Annotated in this window: 22 protein-coding genes and 1 riboswitch; of the genes, 11 read left to right on the forward strand and 11 right to left on the reverse strand. The window is 66.6% G+C overall.

What is annotated here, in order from left to right; all coding sequences use genetic code 11:
- Positions 1-11: 11 nt before the first annotated feature.
- The 3 genes from MRBLST15_RS13980 to ettA form a co-directional block, all read right to left on the reverse strand.
- Positions 12-1,010, reverse strand: coding sequence for a DUF4434 domain-containing protein (locus MRBLST15_RS13980; RefSeq protein ID WP_265951535.1), 999 nt, complete (start codon positions 1,008-1,010; stop codon positions 12-14).
- 72 nt (positions 1,011-1,082) lie between these two features.
- On the reverse strand, positions 1,083-2,399 hold the full coding sequence (locus MRBLST15_RS13985; RefSeq protein ID WP_367786326.1) for an NCS2 family permease: 1,317 nt from the start codon (positions 2,397-2,399) through the stop codon (positions 1,083-1,085).
- 133 nt (positions 2,400-2,532) lie between these two features.
- Positions 2,533-4,197 (reverse strand): energy-dependent translational throttle protein EttA, encoded by a 1,665-nt coding sequence (gene ettA, locus MRBLST15_RS13990; RefSeq protein ID WP_025876664.1) that lies wholly within the window; start codon positions 4,195-4,197, stop codon positions 2,533-2,535.
- A 252-nt stretch (positions 4,198-4,449) separates the two neighbouring features.
- On the opposite strand from ettA, the gene MRBLST15_RS13995 reads away from it, so the two are divergent.
- From MRBLST15_RS13995 to MRBLST15_RS14010, 4 genes are all read left to right on the forward strand, one after another.
- Positions 4,450-4,926 (forward strand): RcnB family protein, encoded by a 477-nt coding sequence (locus MRBLST15_RS13995; RefSeq protein WP_099820331.1) that lies wholly within the window; start codon positions 4,450-4,452, stop codon positions 4,924-4,926.
- 184 nt (positions 4,927-5,110) lie between these two features.
- A complete protein-coding gene (gene glyA / locus MRBLST15_RS14000) occupies positions 5,111-6,364 on the forward strand; it encodes a serine hydroxymethyltransferase (protein WP_367786329.1) in 1,254 nt (417 codons plus the stop codon).
- A gap of 67 nt (positions 6,365-6,431) precedes the next feature.
- A complete protein-coding gene (locus MRBLST15_RS14005; RefSeq protein WP_108264811.1) occupies positions 6,432-6,851 on the forward strand; it encodes a hypothetical protein in 420 nt (139 codons plus the stop codon).
- Between the two features lie 29 nt (positions 6,852-6,880).
- Entirely contained in the window at positions 6,881-7,327 is a 447-nt protein-coding gene (locus tag MRBLST15_RS14010) for a hypothetical protein (protein WP_312705674.1), read from the forward strand.
- A gap of 22 nt (positions 7,328-7,349) precedes the next feature.
- On the opposite strand, the gene MRBLST15_RS14015 is transcribed toward MRBLST15_RS14010, so the two are convergent.
- Positions 7,350-8,882, reverse strand: coding sequence for a hypothetical protein (locus MRBLST15_RS14015; protein ID WP_367786331.1), 1,533 nt, complete (start codon positions 8,880-8,882; stop codon positions 7,350-7,352).
- A 538-nt stretch (positions 8,883-9,420) separates the two neighbouring features.
- On the opposite strand from MRBLST15_RS14015, the gene nrdR reads away from it, so the two are divergent.
- Both nrdR and ribD read left to right on the forward strand, forming a co-directional pair.
- A complete protein-coding gene (gene nrdR / locus MRBLST15_RS14020; protein WP_025876654.1) occupies positions 9,421-9,942 on the forward strand; it encodes a transcriptional regulator NrdR in 522 nt (173 codons plus the stop codon).
- A 93-nt stretch (positions 9,943-10,035) separates the two neighbouring features.
- Complete coding sequence (gene ribD / locus MRBLST15_RS14025; RefSeq protein ID WP_367786333.1) at positions 10,036-11,121, forward strand: bifunctional diaminohydroxyphosphoribosylaminopyrimidine deaminase/5-amino-6-(5-phosphoribosylamino)uracil reductase RibD; 1,086 nt, start codon at positions 10,036-10,038, stop codon at positions 11,119-11,121.
- Between the two features lie 69 nt (positions 11,122-11,190).
- Here the strand turns inward: ribD and MRBLST15_RS14030 are convergent, their stop codons facing one another.
- From MRBLST15_RS14030 to MRBLST15_RS14040, 3 genes are all read right to left on the reverse strand, one after another.
- Positions 11,191-11,820, reverse strand: coding sequence for a hypothetical protein (locus MRBLST15_RS14030; protein WP_367786335.1), 630 nt, complete (start codon positions 11,818-11,820; stop codon positions 11,191-11,193).
- 1 nt (position 11,821) lies between these two features.
- Positions 11,822-12,703 (reverse strand): hypothetical protein, encoded by an 882-nt coding sequence (locus MRBLST15_RS14035; RefSeq protein WP_367786337.1) that lies wholly within the window; start codon positions 12,701-12,703, stop codon positions 11,822-11,824.
- A gap of 149 nt (positions 12,704-12,852) precedes the next feature.
- Entirely contained in the window at positions 12,853-13,476 is a 624-nt protein-coding gene (locus MRBLST15_RS14040) for an outer membrane beta-barrel protein (RefSeq protein ID WP_265951543.1), read from the reverse strand.
- Between the two features lie 258 nt (positions 13,477-13,734).
- Positions 13,735-13,881: riboswitch (FMN riboswitch) on the forward strand.
- A 77-nt stretch (positions 13,882-13,958) separates the two neighbouring features.
- Between MRBLST15_RS14040 and MRBLST15_RS14045 the strand changes: the two genes are divergently transcribed.
- The 5 genes from MRBLST15_RS14045 to thiL all read left to right on the forward strand — a co-directional run bounded on the left by MRBLST15_RS14045 (position 13,959) and on the right by thiL (position 17,914).
- Positions 13,959-14,585, forward strand: a complete 627-nt coding sequence (locus MRBLST15_RS14045; protein WP_180166738.1) for a riboflavin synthase — start codon at positions 13,959-13,961, stop codon at positions 14,583-14,585.
- Positions 14,582-15,682 (forward strand): 3,4-dihydroxy-2-butanone-4-phosphate synthase, encoded by a 1,101-nt coding sequence (ribB, locus tag MRBLST15_RS14050; protein ID WP_100551545.1) that lies wholly within the window; start codon positions 14,582-14,584, stop codon positions 15,680-15,682. Before MRBLST15_RS14045 ends, ribB begins: the two co-directional genes overlap by 4 nt.
- A gap of 197 nt (positions 15,683-15,879) precedes the next feature.
- Positions 15,880-16,347: a 6,7-dimethyl-8-ribityllumazine synthase gene (gene ribH, locus MRBLST15_RS14055; protein ID WP_025876639.1), complete on the forward strand. Its 468-nt coding sequence runs from the start codon at positions 15,880-15,882 to the stop codon at positions 16,345-16,347.
- Complete coding sequence (gene nusB, locus MRBLST15_RS14060; RefSeq protein ID WP_049469504.1) at positions 16,344-16,823, forward strand: transcription antitermination factor NusB; 480 nt, start codon at positions 16,344-16,346, stop codon at positions 16,821-16,823. The genes ribH and nusB overlap by 4 nt, the downstream gene beginning before the upstream one ends.
- A 125-nt stretch (positions 16,824-16,948) precedes the next feature.
- On the forward strand, positions 16,949-17,914 hold the full coding sequence (gene thiL / locus MRBLST15_RS14065; RefSeq protein ID WP_312705665.1) for a thiamine-phosphate kinase: 966 nt from the start codon (positions 16,949-16,951) through the stop codon (positions 17,912-17,914).
- Between the two features lie 10 nt (positions 17,915-17,924).
- Here thiL and MRBLST15_RS14070 read toward each other — a convergent pair whose 3' ends face one another.
- From MRBLST15_RS14070 to MRBLST15_RS14085, 4 genes are all read right to left on the reverse strand, one after another.
- Entirely contained in the window at positions 17,925-20,918 is a 2,994-nt protein-coding gene (locus MRBLST15_RS14070) for an ATP-binding protein (protein ID WP_367786341.1), read from the reverse strand.
- A 168-nt stretch (positions 20,919-21,086) separates the two neighbouring features.
- The gene (locus tag MRBLST15_RS14075; RefSeq protein ID WP_265952808.1) at positions 21,087-21,497 is read right to left on the reverse strand and encodes a hypothetical protein; all 411 of its coding nucleotides are present in this window, start codon (positions 21,495-21,497) and stop codon (positions 21,087-21,089) included.
- 506 nt (positions 21,498-22,003) lie between these two features.
- Positions 22,004-23,389: an FAD-binding oxidoreductase gene (locus MRBLST15_RS14080; protein ID WP_367786343.1), complete on the reverse strand. Its 1,386-nt coding sequence runs from the start codon at positions 23,387-23,389 to the stop codon at positions 22,004-22,006.
- Entirely contained in the window at positions 23,386-24,030 is a 645-nt protein-coding gene (locus MRBLST15_RS14085; protein WP_367786345.1) for a metal-dependent hydrolase, read from the reverse strand. The genes MRBLST15_RS14080 and MRBLST15_RS14085 overlap by 4 nt, the downstream gene beginning before the upstream one ends.
- Between the last annotated feature and the right edge of the window lie 9 nt (positions 24,031-24,039).

A 24,039-nucleotide genomic window follows, 5' to 3' on the forward strand; every position in this document is an offset into this window, starting at 1 on the left:
GCCCGAAGGGGTCAGATCCCCCAGCGTTTGCGCAATGCGGCTGCCTCCGGCGTGTCCTGCGACAGCCAAGGGTCCAGCGCATAGACCAGCACGTGCTCAGCGCCGCTGTCACGTGCCCAGGCCAGCTGCCGTTCGATGCGTGCGGCATCAGCGGTTTCGCCCTTGAACTGGGTGCCGTCGTTGTTCCCGCCGGGCAGCTCGCGGAACAGCTCGACGATGGCATCGAAGGCCACGCCGCGCGTACGCAGGTGCTGCAGCAGCGGCTGCAGCTGCTGTACGTTGCCGGCGCCGGCAACACCCACGCCGTCCTGCACCATGGGCCTGACCGATGCCTGCGCGAGGACGGCATCCCACAAGGTCACCAGGTCGCCATGGGTCTGCAGGCGGCTGAAATAGCAGGAGATCGCGCAGTCGCCACCGCGGTCGACCGCCGCCTGGGAAATACCGTGCAGCCACTGCGCCAGCCATTGCTGACGCGCTGGATCGGCCCAGTGGTACTGCTCCAGTTCGTAGGGGATGTACCAGCCATTGAAGGCCTGCAGGCGCGACCAGGGGGCCTGTGCCAGCCAGGTACGGGCCTGCGTCAGGCTGTCGGCGAAGAAGGCCTGCAGTGCGGCATCGTCGCCACCGATGGCCTGCCACCAGCGTTGCTGGAAGGGCAGGCCGACACGAACCGCGATACCGGCCTCCGAGGCTGCGGTGAACAGCATGCGCACGCTGGTGTCGGGCAGCTGCCAATCACCCTCGGCGCCACCGATGATGCCGGTCCACTGCAGTACCAGCTGCCTGCAGCCCAGTCTGCGTGCCAGCTGCAGCGAGCGTTGCCAGTCGGCCATGCGCCACTGCAGGTGGCTGCGCCACGGCTGCAGGAAGGTGCCGTCCACCTGCTCCGGCAGCGAACAGCCGGGCAGGGTGGTCAACGTTGCCGCAATGGGTGCCAACAAGGCTGCGCGCAGCAGGCGCCGACGCAGCGGTGAAGACGGATCGGGAGGCAGAGGGGGCGCGGACATGCGGCCATCATCCCAGAGCACCGTTCGCACGGGGTGAACCGGAGCACGCACGATGAACATGCGCCCGCCGGCTCACTCCAACGCGTAGCGCAGCACGAACAGCGCCGCCACCAGCCACACCGCTGGATGCACCTCGCGCCAGCGACCGGTGCCGGCCTTCAGCGCAGCATAGGCAATGAAGCCGAAGGCCAGGCCGTTGGCGATGGAATAGGTGAACGGCATCGCCAGCGCGCACAGCGCCGCCGGCACCGATTCGGTCAGGTCGCTCCAGTCCACTTCCACCAGTTCGCGCAGCATCAAGCCGGCTACGAACAGCAGCGCCGGCGCGGTGGCATAGCCCGGCACCATTGCCGCCAGCGGCGAGAACAGCAGTGCGGCCAGGAACAACGCGGCCACCACCAGTGCGGTCAAACCGGTACGGCCACCCACCTGCACGCCAGAGGCGCTCTCGGCGAAGGCGGTGGTGCTGCTGGTGCCCAGCAGCGAGCCGGCGACAATCGCCGTGCTGTCGGCCAGCAGCGCGCGACCGAACCGCTTCTGTGCGCCCGGCAGCTTCAACAGGCCGGCACGCCCGACCACGCCATACAGCGTGCCGGTGGCATCGAATACTTCCACCAGCACGAACACCAGCACCACCTGCAGCAGCACCGCGATCGGCGCACCGCCGTTGTGGTGCAGCAGGCCGGGCAGGTCCAGCTGCAGGAAGGTGGGTGCCAGGCTCGGCGGCAACGACACCAGCCCGTGGTACTGCAGATCGCCCAGTGCCCAGCCAGCCGCGGTCACCGCCAGGATGCCGATCAGGATCGCGCCGCGCACACGCCGCGCTTCCAGGATCGCGATCAGCAGGAAGCCGCCCAGTGCCAGCAGCGGCGGCGCGGTATTGAGCGGGCCCAGCGCGACCAGCGTGTCCTCGTTGCCGATGATCACGCCGGATTTCTGCAGCGCGATGATCGCCAGGAACAGGCCGATGCCGGCCATGATCGCCGACCGCAATGACGCCGGAATGCCCGAGACCAGCCACGCGCGCACGCCGGTCAGGGACAGCACCAGGAACACCAGGCCGGAAATGAACACCGCCGCCAGCGCCTGCTGCCAGGGCAGGCCGGCAGCACCGACCACGGTGAAAGCGAAGAACGCATTCAAGCCCATGCCCGGCGCCATGCCCACCGGGAAGTTGGCCGCCAGTGCCATCACCACCGAGCCCAGCGCCGCGGCCAGGCAGGTGGCCACGAACACCGCACCCGCGTCCATGCCGGTAGTGCCGAGAATCTCGGGATTGACGAAGACGATGTAGGACATCGTCAGGAACGTGGTGACACCGGCCAGCAGTTCGGTGCGCACGGTGGTGCCGTGCTGCTGCAGCTGGAACAGGCGTTCGAACAGGGACATGGGGGATCTCACGACAACAAGGTGTCACGACCAACGGTCGTGACCTACCCGAATGCCAAATGTGGGTACCGACCGTTGGTCGGTACGCCTCCGAAATGAGAAAGGCCGCGCGAGCGCGGCCTTTCCGGTTGCCTTACTTCAGCGCCTTGAAGCGCAGGCGCTTCGGCGCAGCGTCGTCGCCCATGCGGCGGCGCTTGTCTTCTTCGTACTCGCGGTAGTTGCCCTGGAAGAACTCCACGTGCGAGTCGCCTTCGAACGCCAGGATGTGGGTCGCGATGCGATCCAGGAACCAGCGGTCATGCGAAATGACGAAGGTGTTGCCCGGGAACTCCAGCAGCGCGTCTTCCAGTGCACGCAGGGTTTCGATGTCCAGATCGTTGGACGGTTCATCGAGCAGCAGCACGTTGCCACCCTGCAGCAGGGTCTTGGCCATGTGCAGGCGGCCACGCTCACCACCGGACAGCGAACCGACCATCTTCTGCTGGTCCTGGCCCTTGAAGTTGAAGCGGCCGATGTAGGCGCGCGACTGGATCTCGATGCCGTTGATGTTGAGGATGTCCAGGCCGCCCGCGATTTCCTGGAACACGCTGTGGTTGCCTTCCAGCGCGTCGCGGCTCTGGTCCACGTAGGACAGCTGCACGGTCGGGCCGACCACGATCTCGCCGGTATCCGGTTTTTCCTGGCCGGTGATCATCTTGAACAGGGTCGACTTACCGGCACCGTTGGGGCCGATGATGCCGACGATGGCGCCCGAGGGCACCAGGAAGTTCAGGTTGTCGAACAGCAGGCGGTCGCCGAACTTCTTGGAGACGTTCTTGAACTCCATCACCGCCTGGCCCAGGCGCTCGCCCGGCGGGATGAAGATTTCATTGGTCTCGTTGCGCTTCTGGTAATCGACCGACTGCAGCTCTTCCAGGCGGGCCAGACGGGCCTTGCCCTTGGTGCGGCCGCCCTTGGCGTTCTGGCGCGACCACTCCAGTTCCTTCTGGATCGCCTTCTGGCGAGCCTTTTCCTGGTTGTCTTCCTGCTTCAGGCGCTCATCCTTCTGGGTCAGCCAGTCGGTGTAGTTGCCCTTCCACGGAATGCCGCGGCCGCGGTCCAGTTCCAGGATCCACTCGGCGGCGTTGTCCAGGAAGTAGCGATCATGGGTGACCGCCACGACGGTGCCGGTGTAGCGCGCCAGGAACTGTTCCAGCCATTCCACCGACTCGGCGTCGAGGTGGTTGGTCGGTTCATCGAGCAGCAGCATGTCCGGCTTCTGCAGCAGCAGGCGGCACAGCGCCACGCGGCGCTTTTCACCACCGGACAGCTTGCCGACGATGGCATCCCACGGCGGCAGGCGCAGCGCGTCGGCGGCCACGTCCAGCTGGTTTTCCAGGGTGTGCGCGTCGCCGGCAGCGAGGATCGCTTCCAGGCGTTCCTGTTCCTTGGCCAGCGCGTCGAAATCGGCGCCTTCTTCGGCATAGGCGGCATAGACCGCGTCCAGCGCAGCCTGCGCCTGCAGCACTTCGCCAACGCCTTCTTCAACCGCTTCACGCACGGTCTTGGTCGGGTCCAGCTCCGGTTCCTGCGCCAGGTAGCCGACCTTGATGCCGGCCTGCGGACGGGCTTCGCCCTCGAAATCGGTGTCCACGCCGGCCATGATCTTCAGCACGGTGGACTTGCCGGCGCCGTTCAGGCCCAGCAGGCCGATCTTCGCGCCCGGGAAGAAGGACAGCGAGATGTCCTTGATGATCTGCCGCTTGGGCGGGACCACCTTGGACACGCGGTTCATGGTGTAGATGTATTGCGAGGACATGAGGTCTCCGTAGGCGCGACCCTGCGCCCGGTCCGTCACGGGGAACTTCCCGTTGCGGCAGCGGGCACAGACTGAATGGAATACCCCCAATTATAGCCGGAACCGGTTCCGGCCCGCGCTGGCCGGAGCACCCGGGGCTGGCCGCGACCTGAATACCCCGTCACAGTCCCGCCGCGGGAAGCGTTTCCAGCCGGAAACCGTTCAGATCGCATGCGCAAGATGGGATCACCACCCACCCAGCAGAGGTCTCCCATGCAACTCCATCGACTCATGGCCGGCGCCGTGGCCTCCGTACTGGCGCTGGGTGCCATCGCCCCGGCCTTCGCCGACAACGACCACCGTGGCCGCGACCATGACCGCCGTGAGTGGCGCGAGGATCGCCGGGAATGGCGTCACGACCGCCGCGACTGGGAACGCGACCGCCGCGAGGCACGCCGCGATTACCGTCACGACCGCCGCTACGACCATGGCTACTACCGTCCGGCGCCGCCGCCGCCGCGCGTGGTCTACAGCCCGGGCTACCGTCCCGGCTATGGCTACGGCTGGCAGCGCGGCCACCGCTACCGCGATTACTACCGCGGCCCGATCTACGTGGTGAACGACTACCCGCGCTACCAGCTGCGCCGCCCGCCGTACGGCCACCACTGGATCCGCGATGACCGCGGCAACATGCTGCTGGTCGCCGTGGCCACCGGCATCATCGCCGACTACATCATCAACAACCGTTGATGCAGCGCCGGGGTCGGATCCCTTTCCATCGGAAAGGGCTCTGACCCCACAACGCCATGCGAAACCATACGGGGCCGGATTCGTTCGTCGAATCCGGCCCCGGTCGTTTCGGCCCCAGCAGGCCGAGGCGGGGCTACAATCTAGGGCTGAGTCGTACCCCTTTCCCCGCCTGCTGGAGTACCCGATGTTCCCGCGTGACGTCCGCATCGAAACCTACGATCCCGAACTGGCCAAGGCCATCGCCGCTGAGACCCAGCGCCAGGAAGACCACGTCGAGCTGATCGCCAGCGAGAACTACACCAGCCCGGCGGTGATGGAAGCCCAGGGCAGCCAGCTGACCAACAAGTACGCCGAAGGCTACCCGGGCAAGCGCTACTACGGTGGCTGCGAATACGTGGACATCGCCGAGCAGCTGGCGATCGACCGCCTCAAGCAGCTGTTCGACGCGGACTATGCCAACGTGCAGCCGCACAGCGGTTCGCAGGCCAACCAGGCGGTGTACTTCGCGCTGCTGCAGCCGGGCGACACCATCCTCGGCATGAGCCTGGCCCACGGCGGCCACCTCACCCACGGCGCCAAGGTCAACGCCTCGGGCAAGCTGTTCAACGCCGTGCAGTACGGCGTCAACGACCAGGGCCTGATCGATTACGACGAAGTCGAGCGCCTGGCCCTGGAGCACAAGCCGAAGATGGTCGTGGCCGGCTTCTCGGCCTACTCGCAGGTGATCGACTGGGCGCGCTTCCGCGCCATCGCCGACAAGGTCGGTGCCTACCTGTTCGTCGACATGGCGCACGTCGCCGGCCTGGTTGCCGCTGGCGTGTACCCGAGCCCGCTGGAACATGCCCACGTGGTCACCTCGACCACCCACAAGACCCTGCGCGGCCCGCGCGGCGGCATCATCGTCGCCAAGGGCGCCGACGAGGACCTGGTCAAGAAGCTGCAGTCGATCGTGTTCCCGGGCATCCAGGGCGGTCCGCTGATGCACGTCATCGCCGGCAAGGCCGTGGCCTTCAAGGAAGCGCTGGAGCCGGGCTTCAAGGCCTATCAGCAGCAGGTGGTGAAGAACGCGCAGGCGATGGCCAACACGCTGATCGCGCGCGGCTACAAGATCGTTTCCGGCGGCACCCAGAACCATCTGATGCTGGTCGACATGATCGGCAAGGACGTGTCCGGCAAGGACGCAGAAGCCGCGCTGGGCAAGGCCCACATCACCGTCAACAAGAACTCGGTGCCGAACGACCCGCGTTCGCCGTTCGTGACCTCTGGCCTGCGCCTGGGCACCCCGGCGGTGACCACCCGTGGTTATGTGGAACAGGACTGCGTGGATCTGGCCAACTGGATCGCCGACGTGCTCGATGCGCCGGCCGATGAAGCCGTCATCGGCCGCGTGCGCGATGCGGTCAGCGCGCAGTGCCGCAAGTACCCGGTTTACGGTTGATCGGGCACTGGGGTCGGATCCCTTCCCTGCGGGAAGGGCTCTGACCCCGGGCATCGGAGTACCGCGCATGGATGAGCGCCGCCTCAAGTATCTCTATGCAGCCTTGGCTGTACTCTTCGGCCTGCCCAGCCTGGTGGGTGGCGGGGCCGCAGCGACGATGCTGCTGTTGATGGGGCTGGGCCAGTTTGGTCACGGCACCCTGGCATCGGTGACGCTGATGCCGCTGTGGGGCCTGTCCGGAATTGCCGGCTGCCTGGCCTGGCTGTGGCTCAGCGCGGGTTACCTGATGCAGGGACGTGCCGGCCTGCGTGTACGGCCGGTCTGGTGGCGCATGCTGCTGGCCGGTGGTCTCGCTGCCATGCCGCCGTTTGGGCTGGCGCTGTGGTGGGGCATCGCGGTCCATGCCGAAGGCTTCAATCTGCTGCTGTTGGGGCCGTCGATGCTGGTGCCGGCGGGCATGCTGGTGTGGCTGAAAAGGCAGGCGTGAGATCGCGCGCCGGAAGAGAGAAAGAACGCATGGATGAGCGTCTGCACAAACGCCTGTACATCGCCCAATGCCTGCTACTGGGGTTGCCTGCACTGGTGGCCGGTGGTGGCGTCGCCGGGTTCGGCATCTACACCTTTCTGGTCCGTCATGGACTGATGCGCGGCGACGAAGGTGCCGTGCTCTTCCTGTGGGCGAGTGCCGGCATTGCCGGGTTGCTGGCATGGCTGTGGCTCAGCATCCGCTACCTGCGGCGGGGGCGCGATGGCCTGCGGCACACCGCCCGTATTCCCTGGATTGGCTTGGCGCTGGGCGCCATGGCGGCGCTGGCCGTGATCGGCGTGGTGCTTTTCAGCTTGTTCGCCGGCAGCCCCTGGCAGGTACTGGGATATCTGGTGCTGGGCGTGCCGTTGCTGCTGCCGTCGGCGCATCTGGTGTGGCTGCGCCGGGCGCTTCGGAGCGCCCGGTCACAAGGCTGATCGGACGCTCATCAAGCAACCGTCAAGGTACCTCCACGACATCGAGTACTTCGTGCGAGGCCGCGTACTGGTGCGCGATCTGGTCTGGAACGTCCTTGGCGAACACAACCGGGATACGGCCAAGCGGCAATCCTTCAATGTGGATGCTCCAGCGTTGCGCATCATCGACCGGGGCCGTGAATGAACGTCCGTCCGGCAACGTCACCTTGATCGGGCGCAATGTACCGGACAGGTCTTCGCCGCTCAGCGTGGCAGTTTGCCCGACGCGCGCGGGCGAGGTCATCCGGGGCGCTCCCGCCAGCAGCGGAACGGTCACACGGTCGGTGGGATGGTCGCCCAGGCTGGGGACATTCAGCCTGCCCACCTGCGGGTAACCCTTGCCTTCGATGAATTCGCCCTGCAGATACATGTCGTCCGGTACCGGACCGACGTAGTGCCAGTGCCCATCTTCCTGCACGTGGGCCAGTGTCTTCCAGGTCTGCTCGACACTGAGATAACGGACCACCGTATCAGGCCCGGACAGCGTGACAGTACCTTCGGCGTCCAGCGTCCGGGTGTAGCTGGGCTGGAACGTGGTGTATTGACGGAACCGGTTGACCACCGGGTCACCGAAATAGGCGACATCCACGTTGTAGACAACCTGTTCGCCGGTGCCGGGCAGCGCGACCTGCAAGGGAACCGACCCATGCGTTGCGCTGGTCACCCGCGCCGACCAGCCATGATGGGTTGCGCTCACAGGTGCCTCGACTGTGGCGCCTCCGCCCAGCGCGACCTGGACGTTGCCACGCCCGGGCGATGCGACACCGCGCACGTCAACCGTGCGCTGGATGGGAAATCCCTCCGGCGGTGAAGTGACCTGCAGGGGCCGGAGGATGTCGCCCTCGGCGGCCACAGTGGCGCGGGCGGGGGTGGAATCGGGGAAAGTACCCATCAGGTCGTACACCCTGGCGAGAACCTCATGCTGCCCCTCGCCGAGGCCGGTGAACTCAACGCTCCAGTCTCCGGTGTGACCATTTGCCATGATCGCCCGACGCTGCCCGGCCACTTCCACGTTGATGCGGGCACCGCGCAGTGCCGTGCCGTGGATGCGGGCCGACCCGCGCCCTCCGACCGCAGCGGTGATGCGCGGCGCAGGCAGGACGATCTGCGGTTGCATGACGAAGGGGGCACTGGGCTGATAGGAACCGTCTTCGGAGGGGGAGACGAAGAAGACGGCACTTCCATCCACGACGATGTCGTTCAGCGCGACCATTGAGGGATGCCGGAAATAGCCTGGGGCGAGCCGCCCCAGGCTGAGTTTCATGCGCGCCCCGACAGCGCTGTAGGCAAACAGGTTGACCGCCTCCTGGCTGGAGATGTTGCCCTCCACCTCGCCCTGCAGGGCGCCATCAAAGACGGAGACGCTCGTCGGCGTTACCCGGCTGACAACGACTGCCGCATTTTCCATCGAAGCCCTGGACGCGGCCTGAGAGGGGGGCAAGGCCGCGGCGGCTGAGGCCGGCATTGATGCCGACAGGAGCAGCAGAAACGGCAATACGAGCGATGGCGTGGTCATGTGGCCTCCAGGATGGGAATGACAGCAACTTCTCGTATCTGCAGGCGCAGCACACTAGCCAAGAACGACAGCGCGTTGATTCCTTGACGCAGTGGGCACTATGGGGGCCATGGGACATCGGCGAGCACTGACGCGCACGACGGGACATTCGCTGGCGGGCCGCTTCATCCCGGCATAAAGGCCGCATTTGCTGGTCTGCGCGGCCCGCGTGGCAGCATCATCGTTGCCAAGAACGCCGACGATGACCCGGTCACGCGGCCGCGGCAGTTTCGGTGATCGCTCTCCAGCGGGTGCCGGGCGAGTTGATCGGCGTACGTGTTGATGGGGCCGCTGTGTCGATCCCCGGTATCCAGCCGCTCTGGCTGGAGGGCCGCAGGACCGGTCCGGGAGCGCATGGGTTCTGGCCAGGTGAGGATTTCGCGGTTCCGTGGATTGATTTTCCGACTTGGCGCCTTATTTGCTGCCTCGGCCTTTCTCAGGTACCGTTGCGACGCCGCCACGACCGTGGCAGCAGGTATTCTCCTGAGCCAGGCGTTCAATGCATTGCCCCTTCTGCCAACATGCCGATACACGGGTCATCGACTCGCGCGTCTCCGAAGACGGCGCGACGATTCGTCGTCGGCGTGAGTGCGAGGCGTGCAACGAACGCTTCAGTACCCTGGAAACCGTCGAACTGAAGCTGCCGGCCATCGTCAAGAGCGATGGCACCCGCGAAGCCTTCGATGCCCGCAAGGTCCGCGCCGGCTTCGACCGCGCGCTGCAGAAGCGTGCGGTGCCCGAAGAGAAGATCGAAGCAGCAGTACGCGCGGTGGTGCATCAGCTGCGCATCAGCGGCGAACGCGAAGTGCCGTCGATCAAGGTCGGCGAGTTCGTGATGAATGAACTGCGCAAGCTTGACCATGTCGGCTACGTGCGTTTCGCTTCGGTGTACCGCAGCTTCGAAGATGTGGCCGATTTCCGCGAGGAGATCGAGAAGCTCGAACGTGATCTGCCGTCGAGCACCGAGCAGTTGCAGCTGCTGGGCGATGTGATCGCCCTGACCAAGAAGAAGAAGGGCTGACGCCCGTCGCTCTGGTAGATGCCAACCTTGGTTGGCGCCGGTAGCTGCAGCCGAGCGTGGGCTCGGCTCTACCCACAGGGGTACCATGGCGGCATGAGCACATCGTTCACCGTCCTTGACCACCTGCACATGGCAACCGCATTGCGGCTTGCCGAGCGCGGTGCGTATACCACCCGCCCCAACCCGATGGTCGGCTGCGTCATCGCCCATGGCGAGCGCGTAGTCGGGCAGGGCTGGCACCAGCGTGCCGGCGGCCCGCACGCCGAAGTGTTCGCATTGCGCGAGGCCGGCAGTGAAGCACGTGGTGCCACCGCCTACGTCACCCTGGAACCGTGCGCGCATTACGGCCGCACGCCACCGTGCGCACTGGCGCTGATCGATGCCGGCGTGTCGCGCGTTGTTGCCGCGATGCGCGACCCGTTCCCGAAAGTGGATGGCGGTGGCTTCGATCTGCTGCGCGAAGCTGGCATCGAGGTCGCCGAGGGCCTGATGGCCGAGCAGGCGCGAGAACTCAACAAGGGCTTCCTGTCGCGCGTGGAGCGCAATCGTCCGTGGCTGCGGGTGAAGCTCGCAGCCAGCCTGGATGGCCGTACCGCGATGGCCGACGGCAGCTCGAAGTGGATCACCGGGCCCGCCGCGCGCGAGGATGTGCAGCACTGGCGCGCTCGCGCCGGCGCGATCCTGACCGGTGCCGACACCGTGATCGCCGACGACCCGATGCTGACCGTGCGCTTGGCTGACACCGAGGTGATGCCACCGTTGCGCGTGGTACTGGATTCGCGTCTGCGTTCGCTGGAATGCAGCCGCGTGCGCGAGGGTGGAGCGCCGACGCTGTACCTGCACGATGCGATGGTCAGCCCGCCCGATGCGGCCGACGCGGCATTCGCCAGCGTCGCTGTCCGCCACGGCCGCCTTGATCTGGGCGCGGTACTGGCGCTGCTGGCCGAGCGCGGCATCAACGAAGTGCATACCGAAGCCGGCGCGACGCTGGCCGGTGCACTGCTGCGCGGCGGCTGGGTGGACGAACTGCTGCTGTACCAGGCACCGACTCTGCTCGGTGACAGCGGCCGCCCGCTGCTGGCTGGTCTTGGCATCGACACGATGGACCAGCAGCGCCGCCTGCGCGTGGTCGATCAGCGCCAGGTGGGTGAGGATCAGCGTCTGCTGCTGCGGTCCTGAGAAAGGGGACGGAGGGGATCCAGTCGTCTATGCCATGAACGACTGGATCCCCTCCGTCCCCTTTTCAGTTCAGCGATCCTCGTCGGGCAGGTGCTCGTTCCACTCGAAGAACGGCAGGAACGCGTCAGCCAGTCCGCTCATCAGTGGCGTTGGGTTCTGTACATGCCAGGCGCCACCATCATGGTCGCGCTTGAACGACACCGTGATGGTTCGTTCCCGGTCGGGTGCCACGGTGATCATCTGCGTATACGCCGTCGCCAGTTCACTCGCCATCTGCGGTGGATGCGGCCCGTTGAACGGCACGCGATGCTGCCGATACACGGGCAGCAGTGCCGACAGGTCGGGCAGGCCGCAGCGATAGTCGACGTCGGCGCTGTCGGTCTGCGGATGGCGCACGCTGTGGGTGGCGCAATGCACCGAGGCCTGCCGCTTGCGCAGCGCCGCCGCAGCCTTCGGCCAATCAGCCAGTTCGGGCGCCTCGTCCAGATGGCTTGCGCCCGCCAATGCCGCGGTGAGGGCAGTCCCGTTTTCGCTATCGAGATAACGGGCCAGCGTTGCCTGTGCCGCTGCATCGCCGTGCACGATCACCTGTGCATACAGGTCGAATACCTGCACGGGCGTCAGCGCAGGTGCCGACGCCAGTGCAGCACCAGGGGCCAGCAGCAGCGCAGCCAGCCCCAGCTGTTTCAGCAGAACCATCTCACGCGCACTCGTCGGTCCACATCATCTCGGCCATCGGCCGCAGCGACTTGCACTCCTGCGTCATCTCCTCGGCCGACATCACCTGCGTCTTGGCCTTCAGCTCTTCGGTCATCGCATCAACACCGCTGATCTGGTCCGGTGCGATCTTCGCCACGCAGCTGCGGTGCTGCTGCAGCAGCAGGTCGCAGGTCGGCACGCCGGTCACCTTCGGTGCCTTGGCCGCTTCAACGTCCTGGAGCCATTCTTCGAACGGCGCCAGGGCGCCCAGCACCGGGCCCACCAGATCGTCGAAGTTGCTGCTGTACCAGTAGCCCTTGTCCTTGGCGGTATACAGGGTGAGGGTGCCGGTCACGGCTTTGCGCGGGCCGCTCTGCAGGGCCTTGGTATAGGCATCGGTGAAGCGCGCACGGGTAGCTTGCTCATCACCCGTCAGGCTGGCGAGGAACAACGGCTGCACGCTGCCGAGGTCGGCCAGTTGGCAGCTGAAATCGACCTTGGCGATCTTCTGGTCATCCACATACTCGTTGTCTTCCACGGTGCTGCGCGTGGCACGGCACTGCGAAGCCTTCAGCGCCTTGGCGTACATCGCTTCGGCCGCTGCGGGATCGCCCTTCACGCCGGCCACGGCCAGCACCGTCTGCCACGGTTCGGCCAGGGCCAGGGCCATCATGCCCGGCACCGGCGTTACCGAGTCCTGGCCATCGAAGGCCGGCTTCAGCGCGTCGTTGAGCGTGCGCGCGGCAGCGGCATCGTCTTCCAGCAACGCGCGTGCATAGAGGTCGAAGGTCTGTTCCGGCGTCAGCTGCGCCGGTGCGGCCGAAGCGAACAACGGGGCGCACAGCAGTGCAGTGGCCAGCAGGCCGCGGATCGGGGTCTTCATGACGGTGTTCCTGTTCCAGAGGGCGGCAAGCCTAGCGCACTTGCCATGGCATCCGGTGGTGCGCGGCAGCCAAGCGTATTGCGCGCGGCGGCCAACAAAAAACGGGCCCCTTGCGGGACCCGTTCGATCGCACGACGAGGATCGGGCAATCAGAAGCTGGCGCGCACGCCGGCTGAGTACTGGGTGACGTCGCGGTAGCCGGAGATCTCGCCGACCAGACCCCAGGTACGGGTGAAGTTGATCTGGCCGCCGACGGTGCCGACCCAGGTGCCCTTGAACTCGTTGCCGCCGTCCATGTAACCGGCCTTGATCCAGGCTTCGGTCATGCGCGAAGGCTTGCCGCGCAGGCCCATGGTGGCGCGCACCAGGTTGGTGTGGTCTTTCACGGTGAAGCGGCCGTAGTCCACGTCCTTCACGGTGATCTCTGCCTGCTGGCGGACCCATGCGATATCGGCGGTGTAGTCGACGCGATCACTGAAAGGCATGTGGTAGCCGATGCCCAGCTCCGGCTGGTTCAACTTCAGCTTCATCGAGCCGTAGTCGTAGTCGTACGACTTGCTGGCGTAGTTCCAGCCGCCGAACACGTGCACCTGCTCGGCCAGCGCGATCGAACCGCGCACGTAGCCACCATCGACCTTCGGATCGTTGAACACATCATCGTCGGTCTTGACCTGGGTCCAGCCGCCTTCGACGTAGGTGTAGCTCAGGGCGTCGGCCGAGGCCGAGAACGGGGCGGCGGCCAGCAGGGCGGCCACGATCAGGATCTTGCGCATGGGAATTCCTGTGAATTTCAGTCCATTGGCGGTCCACCTGTGCGGCAGTCCGTGGCGACCTCATGTCGTCCGACCGCCGATTTTAATGAAAGTTTTACGAATTGCGAGCGACGGCCGTCACAGCTGGGGTGCGGCGGGGTCGGATCCGTTTCCCCCCCGGGAAACGGCTCTGACCCCATGGCCCCCTGTAGCGACCCCGGGCATCCGACCCCGTTCAGCCCGGGCTGTTACACTGGGCGGGCCGGTTCGCCGGTACACAAACGTCTTCAGGGCGGGGTGCAATTCCCCACCGGCGGTAGGTGCGCAAGCACGAGCCCGCGAGCGCCCCGGCCTTACCGCCGGGGGTCAGCAGATCCGGTCCAATGCCGGAGCCGACGGTCATAGTCCGGATGAAAGAAGACGGTGCCACAGGGCCTTTGCGGCCCTGCGCCCGCCTGTTTGCCTTGCGGCGTTTTTCGCTCACTTTTCGCGGAGAACGTTACTTGTTTACTGGAATCATCGAAGGCGTCGGCCGTCTGGCCGCTCGCGAATCCATCGGCGGCGATGTCCGCTTCACCTTCAACGTCGGCAACCTGCCGTTCGACAACGTGCAGATGGGCGAGAGCATCGCCATCAACGGCGTCTGCCTCACCGTCATCGCGTTCGACGCCAACAGCTTCCAGGCCGATGCGTCCACCGAGACCCTGGGCCTGACCACGCTGGGCCAGCTGGCCGAAGGTGCAGTCATCAACCTCGAACGTGCCATGCGTCCGACCGACCGCCTTGGCGGCCATCTGGTCAGCGGCCACGTTGATGGCCTCGGCCAGGTGCTGTCCATCCACGAAGATGCCCGTGCCCAGCGTTGGCGTTTCGCCGCGCCGGCCGCGCTGCGCCGCTACATCGCCAAGAAGGGCTCGATCTGCGTGGACGGCGTCAGCCTCACCGTCAACGAAGTGGACGACGAAGGTTTTGAAGTCGCGCTGATCCCGCACACCGTGGCCAATACCGCGTTCTCCGCCACCGGCGTGGGCAGCGCGGTCAATCTTGAAATCGATCTGGTCGCTCGTTATGTCGAGCGGTTGATCAGCGTGCCGACCAACGGTCAGCACCCGCACGGAGATGCAGCATGAACTTCGCCCCGATTCCCGACATCCTGGAAGACATCCGCCTCGGCCGCATGGTCGTCATCGTCGATGACGAAGACCGCGAGAACGAAGGCGACCTGATCATGGCGGCCGAGCTGGTCAAGGCCAGCGACATCAACTTCATGGTGACCCACGGCCGCGGCCTGGTGTGCCTGCCGCTGACCCGCACCCGCGCCGCCGACCTCGGCCTGGCGCCGATGGTGCAGGCCAATACCGCGCAGTTCCAGACCAACTTCACCGTCAGCATCGAGGCCGCCGAAGGTGTCACCACCGGCATCTCGGCGCATGACCGCGCCCACACCATCCGCACCGCGGTGAAGCCCAACGCCAAGCCGGCCGACCTGCACCAGCCGGGCCACATCTTCCCGCTGATCGCCCAGCCCGGTGGCGTGCTGACCCGCGCCGGCCACACCGAAGCCGGCGTGGACCTGGCGATGCTGGCCGGGCTGGAACCGGCCGGCGTGCTGGTGGAGATCCTCAACCCCGACGGCAGCATGGCGCGCCGCCCGGAGCTGGAAGTGTTCGCCCGCGAGCACGGCCTGAAGATGGGCTCGATTGCCGATCTGATCGCCTATCGCCTGGCCACCGAAAAAACCGTCGAGCGCGTCGATGAGCGCGAGATCGAGACCGAATTCGGTCCGTTCAAGCTGGTCACCTACCGCGACCGCATCGCCCACGACCTGCATTTCGCCCTGGTCCGTGGCACCCCGGATGCCGACACCCCGACCCTGGTGCGCGTGCAGGTGGAAAACCCGCTGGCCGACCTGCTGCACTGGCGGCGCGACGACTTCGGCGTGGCCGCCACTGATGCGCTGCGTGCCATCGATGCCGAAGGCAGTGGCGTGATGGTCGTGCTGCAGGCCCCGCGCGACGGCGAAGGCCTGCTGGCCCGCCTGCGCCAGCAGCCGGCGCCGGTGGTGCCGGGCAAGGACAAGGACGTGAGCCAGTGGCGCCGCAACGGTGCCGGTGCGCAGATCCTGTCCGACCTGGGCCTGGGCAAGCTGCGCGTGCTGGGCACTCCGCGCCGCCAGATCGGCCTGGCCGGGTACGGCCTGGAAGTGGTGGAGACGGTGACCCCGTAAACCCCTTGGCGTGCCGACCAACGGTCGGCACCCACCATCTGCCCTCTGGTGCGTGCCGACCCCGTGCCACCGGTGGGTGCCGACCCCGTGCCACCGGTGGGTGCCGACCGTTGGTCGGCACGCCTCCAGGCCCCCGCCAGCCACGGCCGGGGCCCATCCACGGTAGAATTACCCCTTAATCGAATCCCAAGCCGCATATGAGCCACTACGAAGGCGATCTTCGCACTCCCGAATCGGCGCGCTTCGCCATCCTGGCCAGCCGCTGGAATGCCCGCATCACCGACGTGCTGGTTGCTGGCGCCCGCCAGAGCCTGGCCGGCAACGGCATTGCCGAAGCCAACATCGACGTGATCCGCGTGCCGGGTGCCTGGGAACTGCCGCTGGTCGCCGCGCGCCTGGCTGCCGCCCACGAACACGCCGCCATCCTCACCCTGGGCTGCGTGATCCGCGGTGACACCCGCCACTACGAACACGTGGCCGACCGTTGTGCCGAAGGCCTGATGCGCGTGCAGCTGGACTTCGGCGTGCCGGTGCTGAACGGCGTGCTGGCAGTGGAACGCGTGGAAGATGCCGAGGCCCGCGCAGGCGGCAGCCATGGCAACAAGGGCGAGGAAGTCGCACTCGCCGCATTGGAAATGGTCAACCTTCTGGAGCAGCTGCCATGAACAAGAACACCCAGGGCAAGCCCTCCGGTAAACCCGTCCGCCGCGATGGCATCGATCCGGTGCTGCGCTCGCGCGCGCGCCGTCGTGCCGTGCAGGCCATCTACGCCTGGCAGATCTCCGGTGGCAACGGCCAGTCGCTGATCGCCCAGTTCGCCCACGAGCAGGCCCGCGAAATCGCCGACCTGGCGTACTTCGAAGCGCTGGTGCATGGCGTGCTCGACAACCGTCGCGACATCGACGAAGCCTTCGGCCCGTACCTGGACCGCAGCATCGACGAAGTGGACGCGATCGAACGCGCGGTGCTGCGCCTGGCCGGTTACGAACTGCGTTACCGCCTGGACGTGCCGTACCGCGTGGTCATCAACGAAGCCATCGAATCGGCCAAGCGCTTCGGTTCCGAACACGGCCACACCTACGTCAACGGCGTGCTGGATCGTGCCGCCGTGGAATGGCGCAAGGTCGAATCGGGTCACTGACCCGGTTTCTGTAGAGCCGAGCCATGCTCGGCTCACCGTGCAGCGCACGGTTGCGTCCGGCAGTGCGGCGCGTGATCGAACTGCAGCCGAGCATGGCTCGGCTCTACAAGAAAGCAGAACGCCCCATGTCCCTGGCCGAATTCACCCTCATCGACCGCATCCGCGCCCGCACCGTCGAGCGCGACGACATCGTGCTCGGCATCGGCGATGACGCTGCACTGCTGCAGCCGCGCCCGAACGAGCAACTGGTGGTCACCGCCGACACGCTCAACAGCGGCGTGCATTTCCCGGCAGAAACCCCGGCGTTCGACATCGGCTGGAAGACGCTGGCTGTCAACCTGTCCGACCTCGCCGCGATGGGCGCGCGCCCGGCGTGGTGCACGCTGGCGCTGTCATTGCCCGAGGCCAGCGAGGATTGGATCGAGGCCTTCGCCGATGGCTTCTTCGCACTGGCCGACCAGCACGACATCGCGCTGATTGGTGGTGACACCACGCGTGGCCCGTTGTCGCTGTCGGTCACCGCAATGGGCCAGGTCTCACGTGGCCAGGCGCTGCGTCGTGATCGCGCACAGATTGGCGATGACATCTGGGTCAGCGGCACCCTCGGTGATGCTGCCGGAGCGCTGAGGCTGTGGCAGCAGGGTGCATTGAACGTGACCGCCGCCACGCTGCTGGCCGACTACGAAACCCTGCGTCTGCGCCTGCTGCGTCCCACTCCGCGCGTCACCCTCGGCCTGCGCCTGCGTGCATTCGCGCATGCGGCCGTGGATGTCTCCGATGGATTGCTGGCCGACCTTGGCCACATCGCTGCACGCAGTGGTGTGCGCGCCGAAGTCGATGCCGATGCGTTGCCCATGTCAGCGGCGCTGCGCGAACTGCTGGGCCGCGATGCTGCCCGTGAGTGCGCGCTGCACGGCGGCGACGATTACGAACTGTGCTTCACCGCCGCCGCCGACCAGCGCGACGCGCTGCACTTCGTTGCCGAATCGCTGGATCTGCCGATCACCCGCATCGGCCGCATCATGGAAGGGCAGGGCGTGCATACCGAAGGCCACGACGGCCCGAGCGGGTACGAGCACTTCGCCGGCTGAGCACACCACGTCATGCCCGCTGCCGCGCGGCGACCTGACGCTCGATGCTCGCCGCGATCAACGCGACAGCCTCAATGACCGTCGCCTTTGACGCCGCATCTGTCGCACCGGTGCTGCGCAGGGCCTGCTCGGCCTGTTGGCAGCTGCGCGCCGCCTGGGTCTCTCCCAGAAATGCCAGCGCGCCGGCAAAGCTGTGCAGCAGATCGATCAGGGCCGGTGCATCGGCACTTTCCAGCGCCTGGCTCAACAACGTGTAATCACGATGCGCGGTCTGCAGGAACGCCTCGCGCATCTGCCGCTGAACCGCTTCGCTCACCACTGGGGGTAACGGTGGCCGTGCCGAGTGATCGAGGTCGAATCCATGCAGCGCGGCCTCCAGCGACGGCAGGTCGAGCGGCTTCAGCAGCAGGATGGACATGCCTGCTTCGCGTACGCGTCGCGCATCCTCGGGCATCGCGTTGGCTGTGAGCGCCACGATGGGGATGGAGGGATCGTCTGCACGCAGCTTTCGGGCCAGCCCGTATCCGTCCAGGCGTGGCATGTTCAGATCGGTCAGCACGATATCGAACCGACCCTCGCACCAGCGCTGCCAGGCCTCATCGCCGTCGGCTGCGAGGGTGACCTGCCAGCCGAGTGCGTGCAGCTGCCCCAGCGTCACGTCACGGCTGATCACGCTGTCATCCACCAGCAACGCGTGGCCGCGCGAGGGATGCGCGCGCTCGACAGGCGCCGGCCGTGGCGGCGTGTCTGCCACGGCGGTGGTCCGGCGTGCCGGAATGTCCACGTGGAAAACGCTGCCGGTGCCCGGGGTGCTGCGCACGCCGAGGGTGCCGCCCAGCAGTGCGGTGAAGCGCTGACACAAGGCCAGGCCCAGGCCACTGCCACCATGCTGCCGTGCCGAGCCTGCACCGACCTGCACGAACGGCTTGAACAGATCTGCCTGCGCCTCGGCATCGATGCCCGGGCCGGTATCGCGGACCTCCACATGCAGCCATTCGCTGCCATCAGGCCGCACCGAGGCATCAATGCTGACCGTCACCGTTCCCGATGCCGTGAACTTCACCGCATTGCCAACCAGGTTGTTGATCACCTGCGCCAAGCGGCCTGCGTCGGCCACGTAGGCGGGCCCCAGCGCATCGCCCGTGTGCAGCTCCAGGCGCAGGTCCTTCGCGCTGGCCTGTGGCTCGAACAGCGTCGCAGTCTGCTGCAGCAACGCACGCGGATCGAAAGGTGCCGGCTCCAGTGTCATCAGCCCGGCTTCGATGCGGGAAAGGTCCAGGGTGTCGTTCACCAGCCCCTGCAGCACATCGGCCGCGCTGCGCGCACGCGTGACATGCGCGTGCGACGCCGCTGGCATGGTCTGGTGCGCAAGCAGTTCAAGGTGGCCCAGCACGCCGCTCAAGGGGGTGCGTATTTCATGGCTGATCATCGCCACGAAGGCGGTCTTGGCCTGGTCCGCAGCCTCAGCGTCGTGCTGGGCTTGTTCGGCATGCCGCCGTGCATCCAGCAGACGCTGTTGGATTTCCTTCTGTGCAGTCACATCGGTCACCGCGCAGACCCAGATCGCCCGCCGCTGGTAGCGCGAGGCGGCCACGATGGACTGCAGGTAGCGCGGGGAGCCTTGCTCATCCGAGGAGGGCGCCTCGAACAGCTGCCCGTGCACCTGGCCGTCAACGCGTTGCACCAAGCGGCCGACCAGCACTTCCATCAGGTTGCCGGCGGTGTCGCCGATCAACTGCTCCAGTGCCTGGTTATGCAGGATCACCTGCCCGCTCTGCTGGTCGAGCAGGCACAGGCCCACCGGCGAGGTTTCGATCAGCGTGCGGCTCAGCGCTTCGCTTTCATGCACCCGTGCCGCTTCCTCCAGCGCCGGCCGCAGCACGCGCCGGTCCACCAGCAGCAACAGCGTCCACAGCGCGGCGAGCAACGCTGCCAGGGCCAGCCCACCGCCGAGCAGATAGATCCGCTGCGCCGCCCAGATGTCGCTCCAGCGGTAGAGCCGCAGCAGCGTCCAGTCGATGCCATGCAATGGCGTGGACAGCACGAAGGCACGGCCGTCAGGCAGTGCCAGCATCGTAGGCCGGGGCGATGGCACGGCGCGCAGCGCGGGCCCGGAAATCGCAGCGTCCACCGCGCTGCGCAGAACATCGTTTCGCTGGCGGTCCAGCACCACCCACGTGCCCGGGCTGGCCTCCTCCAACCGCTCGCGCAGGCCTTGCAGAGGTTCAAACGTCAGCCGGTTGATGAAGGGGGTACCGTTGCTGCGCAGACGCATCTGGGTGACCAGTGCATCCTCGCCGGTGAAAGGATTGCGGCCGAAGTAGGCGCGCAGCCGGCCGCTATCCAGTTGAAGCTCGGAGTCCGCACCCGCCGACTGCCAGCCCGCATCGGCGGTCTGGGCCAGTGCGGCCAACGCCTGTTCACGGGTCTGCACCTTCATGAGCTGCAGCAGCTGCGCTTCATCATGCAGTCCAGCAATCGCAAACAGGCGTCCTTCCGGTTCGAAGGCGAAGGAGATCAAGGAGGTGGGCGAATCCTGCGCCGCCACGGTTGCGGCCATGTACGCCGAATAGGTCTGCACCATGCCCAGGTAAGCCGCCTCTGCCTGGGGCGGAAGACGGCCGTCGCGCGGGGACAACGCCAGCCAGGGGACGGACAGGGCGCCCGGCGCCATGACGCCTGCGGTGCCCTCCTGGGCCGCGAAGTGCTCACGGATCGGCATGCCGCCGGCCATCAGTGCGGGCTGCTGGGTAGCCCACAACGTGGCATTGGTGTTCAAGCTGGCCACGTAAGCCCGCCTGCGCTCGCCGATGTAGCGATCCACCGTCTGTTGGCCGCGTCGTAGTGCTTCGCGCTCGTTGAGGTGCACCGTTTCCAGGCGCAGCCACAGCGCCGCGCAGCCGGCAGCCAGCAGCAGTACGGTCAGGATGGCGCCGCCGCCGAACAGCAGTTGGCGCTGCAACCGTTGCAGGGTGGCAAGCACGGAGCCCGAGGGTGACGCCATGGTGCGAACCTGCGAAGTGCGGGTGTGAATTACAGCCTGCCGCGCAGGCCTCTCTCAATGCAAGTCGTTGACAGTGCGCAAGCCCGGGAGAAGAAAGTCGCCGGGGCAGTCATCCTGCTGCATTTCCTGTAGAGCCGAGCCCATGCTCGGCTCCGCAACGGCGCGGGCCTACGCCGCCCGCAACTGCACATCCACATACTCGGCCAGCCCTCGGCAGGCCAACAGCAACCCCTCGCGCACGTCATCGCCCACCTGCTGCCCCTCGTCGCCATCCACGCGCACACGCTCGATGGCATGCAGCAGTTCCAGCAGCAGTGTCAGCCCGGCATTGGCGCGGTCAATGCGTGCCATCGCGATGCCATGGCCCTGATTGCGGCCTTTCCAGGGCCAGGGTCGGCCGTCGGCGGCTTCAACCTGACGAATACGCTGCAGACTACCAAGCAGGGTCATGCCCTCGTCGGCGTGGGCGCCCATCGTGCTGCCCAAGGTGGTTTCCAATGCCTTTGCCAGGTCGTCCGGCAGGCGTTCGACCGCGTCGCCCAGGGTGGCGAACAGATAGGGATAGAGTGAAGAAGTCATGGCGGCGTCCTTGAGTACGAAGCAAGGGGCCGCCCTCGCGCTGGGCAAGGGCGGCAGACGGTGCGTGGTTGCAATACCGGTGGCAAAAACGCGAAACGCCGGCGGGCACGAAGCCCCCACGCACCGCCCGCCATAGATGCACGGACGGATTGCCTGCCGACGCCGCCCAACAAGGAAAAAGCGACGCCGACAGGCAAGCGTAAACAACGTCTTTGCCAAACGGGATTGCAAGCCCGTGCCACCCGTTGTCGGTGGCACGCCATGATGTGCACGCACGTGCTGCCATACCAATCAGAAAAGTTTCAATTTCGAAAACGTTGTGGTCGGCATGTGTCGAAGCAACGAATATGCGGAGCGGTATGATCGCGTCATCCTGCGCTATGCCTGGAAGCGGTAGCACCGGTTTGCACGCAAGGGCGCGATGCGCGGCAAGGTCCGCAGCCACCGGGGGGCGCACCCATGGGCAGATCCCTGCGCGTGCGGAATTCTGCACCCGTTGCGTTGAGTCACACCGGCGGCAGCACCTTGCCGGGGTTGAGAATTCCATCCGGGTCCAGCGCGTGCTTGATCGCGCGCATCGTCGCCAGCGTGGCCGGGGTGAACGCCTGCGCCATGAAATCGCGCTTGGCCAAGCCAATGCCATGCTCGCCCGACAGCGTGCCGCCCAGCGACAGCGTCAGTTCGAAGATCTTCGGCAGCGCGGCATTCGCGCGTGCGTTCTCGTCGGCGTCGTCCGGGTGGTAAAGGATGTTGACGTGCAGGTTGCCGTTGCCGGCATGGCCGAAGGTGACGATGGTCAGCGCGTAATCGCGCGCCAATGCCTGCACGCTAGATACGAGTTCCGGAATGCGCGACACCGGCACCACCACGTCTTCGTTGATCTTGCCCGGGGCGACGCTGCGCAGTGCGGGCGACAGCGCCTTGCGTGCGGCCCACAATTGATCGCGCGCGCGGCCTTCCATCGCTACGTCCAGCTCGATCATGCCGTCGCCCTCGGCGGCGGTCGCCAGTGCCTGCAGCAGGTAGGGCAGGGTGTCGTGGTCGCCGTCGGCCTCGACCAGCAGCATCGCGCCGGCCTCCGGCACGTCGGCACCGTTGAGGCGCAGCAGCTGCAGGCTGCGTGCGTCCATGAATTCCAATCGCGTGGGAACGACCGGCTGCGACATCAGTCGCGATACCGCAGCGGCGGCCGCGTCTGCATCGCGGTACAGCACGCGCAGGCCCGCCTGGCTGACCGGCAACGGGGTCAGTTTCAGCGTCGCTTCCACGATCAGCGCCAGCGTGCCTTCACTGCCTACCAGCAGATGGGTGAGGTCGTAGCCGGTGGCGTCCTTGGTGTAGGCGCCGCCGCAGCGGATCACCTCACCGGTACCGGTCACCGCCACCAAGCCCAGCACGTTGTCGCGGCTGGTGCCGTACTTCACCGCGCGCGGGCCGCCGGCATTGCAGGCGAGGTTGCCGCCGATGCTGCAGATCTCCGCGCTGGAAGGATCGGGCGCCCAGAACAGGCCGTGCGGCGCCAGCGCCTGCTGCAGCGCTCCATTGAGTACGCCCGGCTGCACCACCGCGCAGCGGTCACCGGCGCGGATCTCGAGGATGCGGTCCATGCGGGTGAACGACAGCACGATGCTGCCGGGCAGTGGCACCGCGGCGCCGGTGGTGCCGGTGCCTGTGCCACGGGCGACCAGTGCCACGCCATGCGTGCGGCAGGCGCGCACCAGCGCCTGCACCTGTTCGATATCTGCCGGCAGTGCCACAGCCATCGGGCGTTGGTGGCGCCAGGAGTTGTCCTGCGCGTTCGCCTCCAGTGCGCCGTCATCCATGCGCCAGCCATCGGCACCCAGCAGGGCGGACAGTTCGGCAATCAACGCGGCGGGCAGGACAGTACTCATGACGGGTCTCGTGGGGCGGCAGGGGCGGGTTGAATCAGTTTCCAGGCAACAACGGCGCCGGCCAGCGGCAGCCAGACCCAGCGCAGTTCAGAGAGCAGGGTGGCGATACCGCGCGCGCTGAAGAACTGCGGCGCGAAGGGTGAAACGCGGATCGGCCGCCACGGGGCGAAGAAGCGTTGTTCGCTCCACGGCCAGGCCAGGGCAACGCCAAGGCCGCCGGAGGTCATTGCGTCGAGCAGGGGATGGCTGGCGGCGCAGATGAAGACGAACACAGCGGCTTGTACGGTGGACGCCAACGTTGCGGCCTGTGTGGTGGGTGCCCACCTTGGTTGGCACGAAAGCGCCGACCAAGGTCGGCGACTACCGGAGCTGTGCGGCGCCGACCAAGGTCGGCCTCTACCAAAGCTGTGCAACAACGCCGCCACCATGGCCAGCACGCCGGCAAACAACAACGAATGGCTGGCGCCGCGATGGCCGAACGCATCGGCATAGGGAATGTGCAGGGCGAAGGCCAGTACATCCGCGTCGGGCAGCATTGACGCGATCACACCGGCGGCCAGCAGGCGCGGTGGAATGCGGCCGCGATCAGCCGCGCACCACAGCGCCAGCGGCACGGCAGCGTGGGTGATGATCGATGGCATCAGTCACGC

Source organism: Stenotrophomonas sp. LST15-1-1.1 (assembly GCF_040815575.1).
Taxonomy (GTDB): domain Bacteria; phylum Pseudomonadota; class Gammaproteobacteria; order Xanthomonadales; family Xanthomonadaceae; genus Stenotrophomonas; species Stenotrophomonas lactitubi_B.

Bases quoted from the DNA above. Each gene is read 5' to 3' on its own strand.
- MRBLST15_RS13980 (WP_265951535.1), bottom strand. From the start codon at position 1,010: ATGTCCGCGCCCCCTCTGCCTCCCGATCCGTCTTCACCGCTGCGTCGG.
- MRBLST15_RS13985 (WP_367786326.1), bottom strand. From the start codon at position 2,399: ATGTCCCTGTTCGAACGCCTGTTCCAGCTGCAGCAGCACGGCACCACC.
- ettA (WP_025876664.1), bottom strand. From the start codon at position 4,197: ATGTCCTCGCAATACATCTACACCATGAACCGCGTGTCCAAGGTGGTC.
- MRBLST15_RS13995 (WP_099820331.1), top strand. From the start codon at position 4,450: ATGCAACTCCATCGACTCATGGCCGGCGCCGTGGCCTCCGTACTGGCG.
- glyA (WP_367786329.1), top strand. From the start codon at position 5,111: ATGTTCCCGCGTGACGTCCGCATCGAAACCTACGATCCCGAACTGGCC.
- MRBLST15_RS14005 (WP_108264811.1), top strand. From the start codon at position 6,432: ATGGATGAGCGCCGCCTCAAGTATCTCTATGCAGCCTTGGCTGTACTC.
- MRBLST15_RS14010 (WP_312705674.1), top strand. From the start codon at position 6,881: ATGGATGAGCGTCTGCACAAACGCCTGTACATCGCCCAATGCCTGCTA.
- MRBLST15_RS14015 (WP_367786331.1), bottom strand. From the start codon at position 8,882: ATGACCACGCCATCGCTCGTATTGCCGTTTCTGCTGCTCCTGTCGGCA.
- nrdR (WP_025876654.1), top strand. From the start codon at position 9,421: ATGCATTGCCCCTTCTGCCAACATGCCGATACACGGGTCATCGACTCG.
- ribD (WP_367786333.1), top strand. From the start codon at position 10,036: ATGAGCACATCGTTCACCGTCCTTGACCACCTGCACATGGCAACCGCA.
- MRBLST15_RS14030 (WP_367786335.1), bottom strand. From the start codon at position 11,820: ATGGTTCTGCTGAAACAGCTGGGGCTGGCTGCGCTGCTGCTGGCCCCT.
- MRBLST15_RS14035 (WP_367786337.1), bottom strand. From the start codon at position 12,703: ATGAAGACCCCGATCCGCGGCCTGCTGGCCACTGCACTGCTGTGCGCC.
- MRBLST15_RS14040 (WP_265951543.1), bottom strand. From the start codon at position 13,476: ATGCGCAAGATCCTGATCGTGGCCGCCCTGCTGGCCGCCGCCCCGTTC.
- ribB (WP_100551545.1), top strand. From the start codon at position 14,582: ATGAACTTCGCCCCGATTCCCGACATCCTGGAAGACATCCGCCTCGGC.
- ribH (WP_025876639.1), top strand. From the start codon at position 15,880: ATGAGCCACTACGAAGGCGATCTTCGCACTCCCGAATCGGCGCGCTTC.
- nusB (WP_049469504.1), top strand. From the start codon at position 16,344: ATGAACAAGAACACCCAGGGCAAGCCCTCCGGTAAACCCGTCCGCCGC.
- thiL (WP_312705665.1), top strand. From the start codon at position 16,949: ATGTCCCTGGCCGAATTCACCCTCATCGACCGCATCCGCGCCCGCACC.
- MRBLST15_RS14070 (WP_367786341.1), bottom strand. From the start codon at position 20,918: ATGGCGTCACCCTCGGGCTCCGTGCTTGCCACCCTGCAACGGTTGCAG.
- MRBLST15_RS14075 (WP_265952808.1), bottom strand. From the start codon at position 21,497: ATGACTTCTTCACTCTATCCCTATCTGTTCGCCACCCTGGGCGACGCG.
- MRBLST15_RS14080 (WP_367786343.1), bottom strand. From the start codon at position 23,389: ATGAGTACTGTCCTGCCCGCCGCGTTGATTGCCGAACTGTCCGCCCTG.
- MRBLST15_RS14085 (WP_367786345.1), bottom strand. From the start codon at position 24,030: ATGCCATCGATCATCACCCACGCTGCCGTGCCGCTGGCGCTGTGGTGC.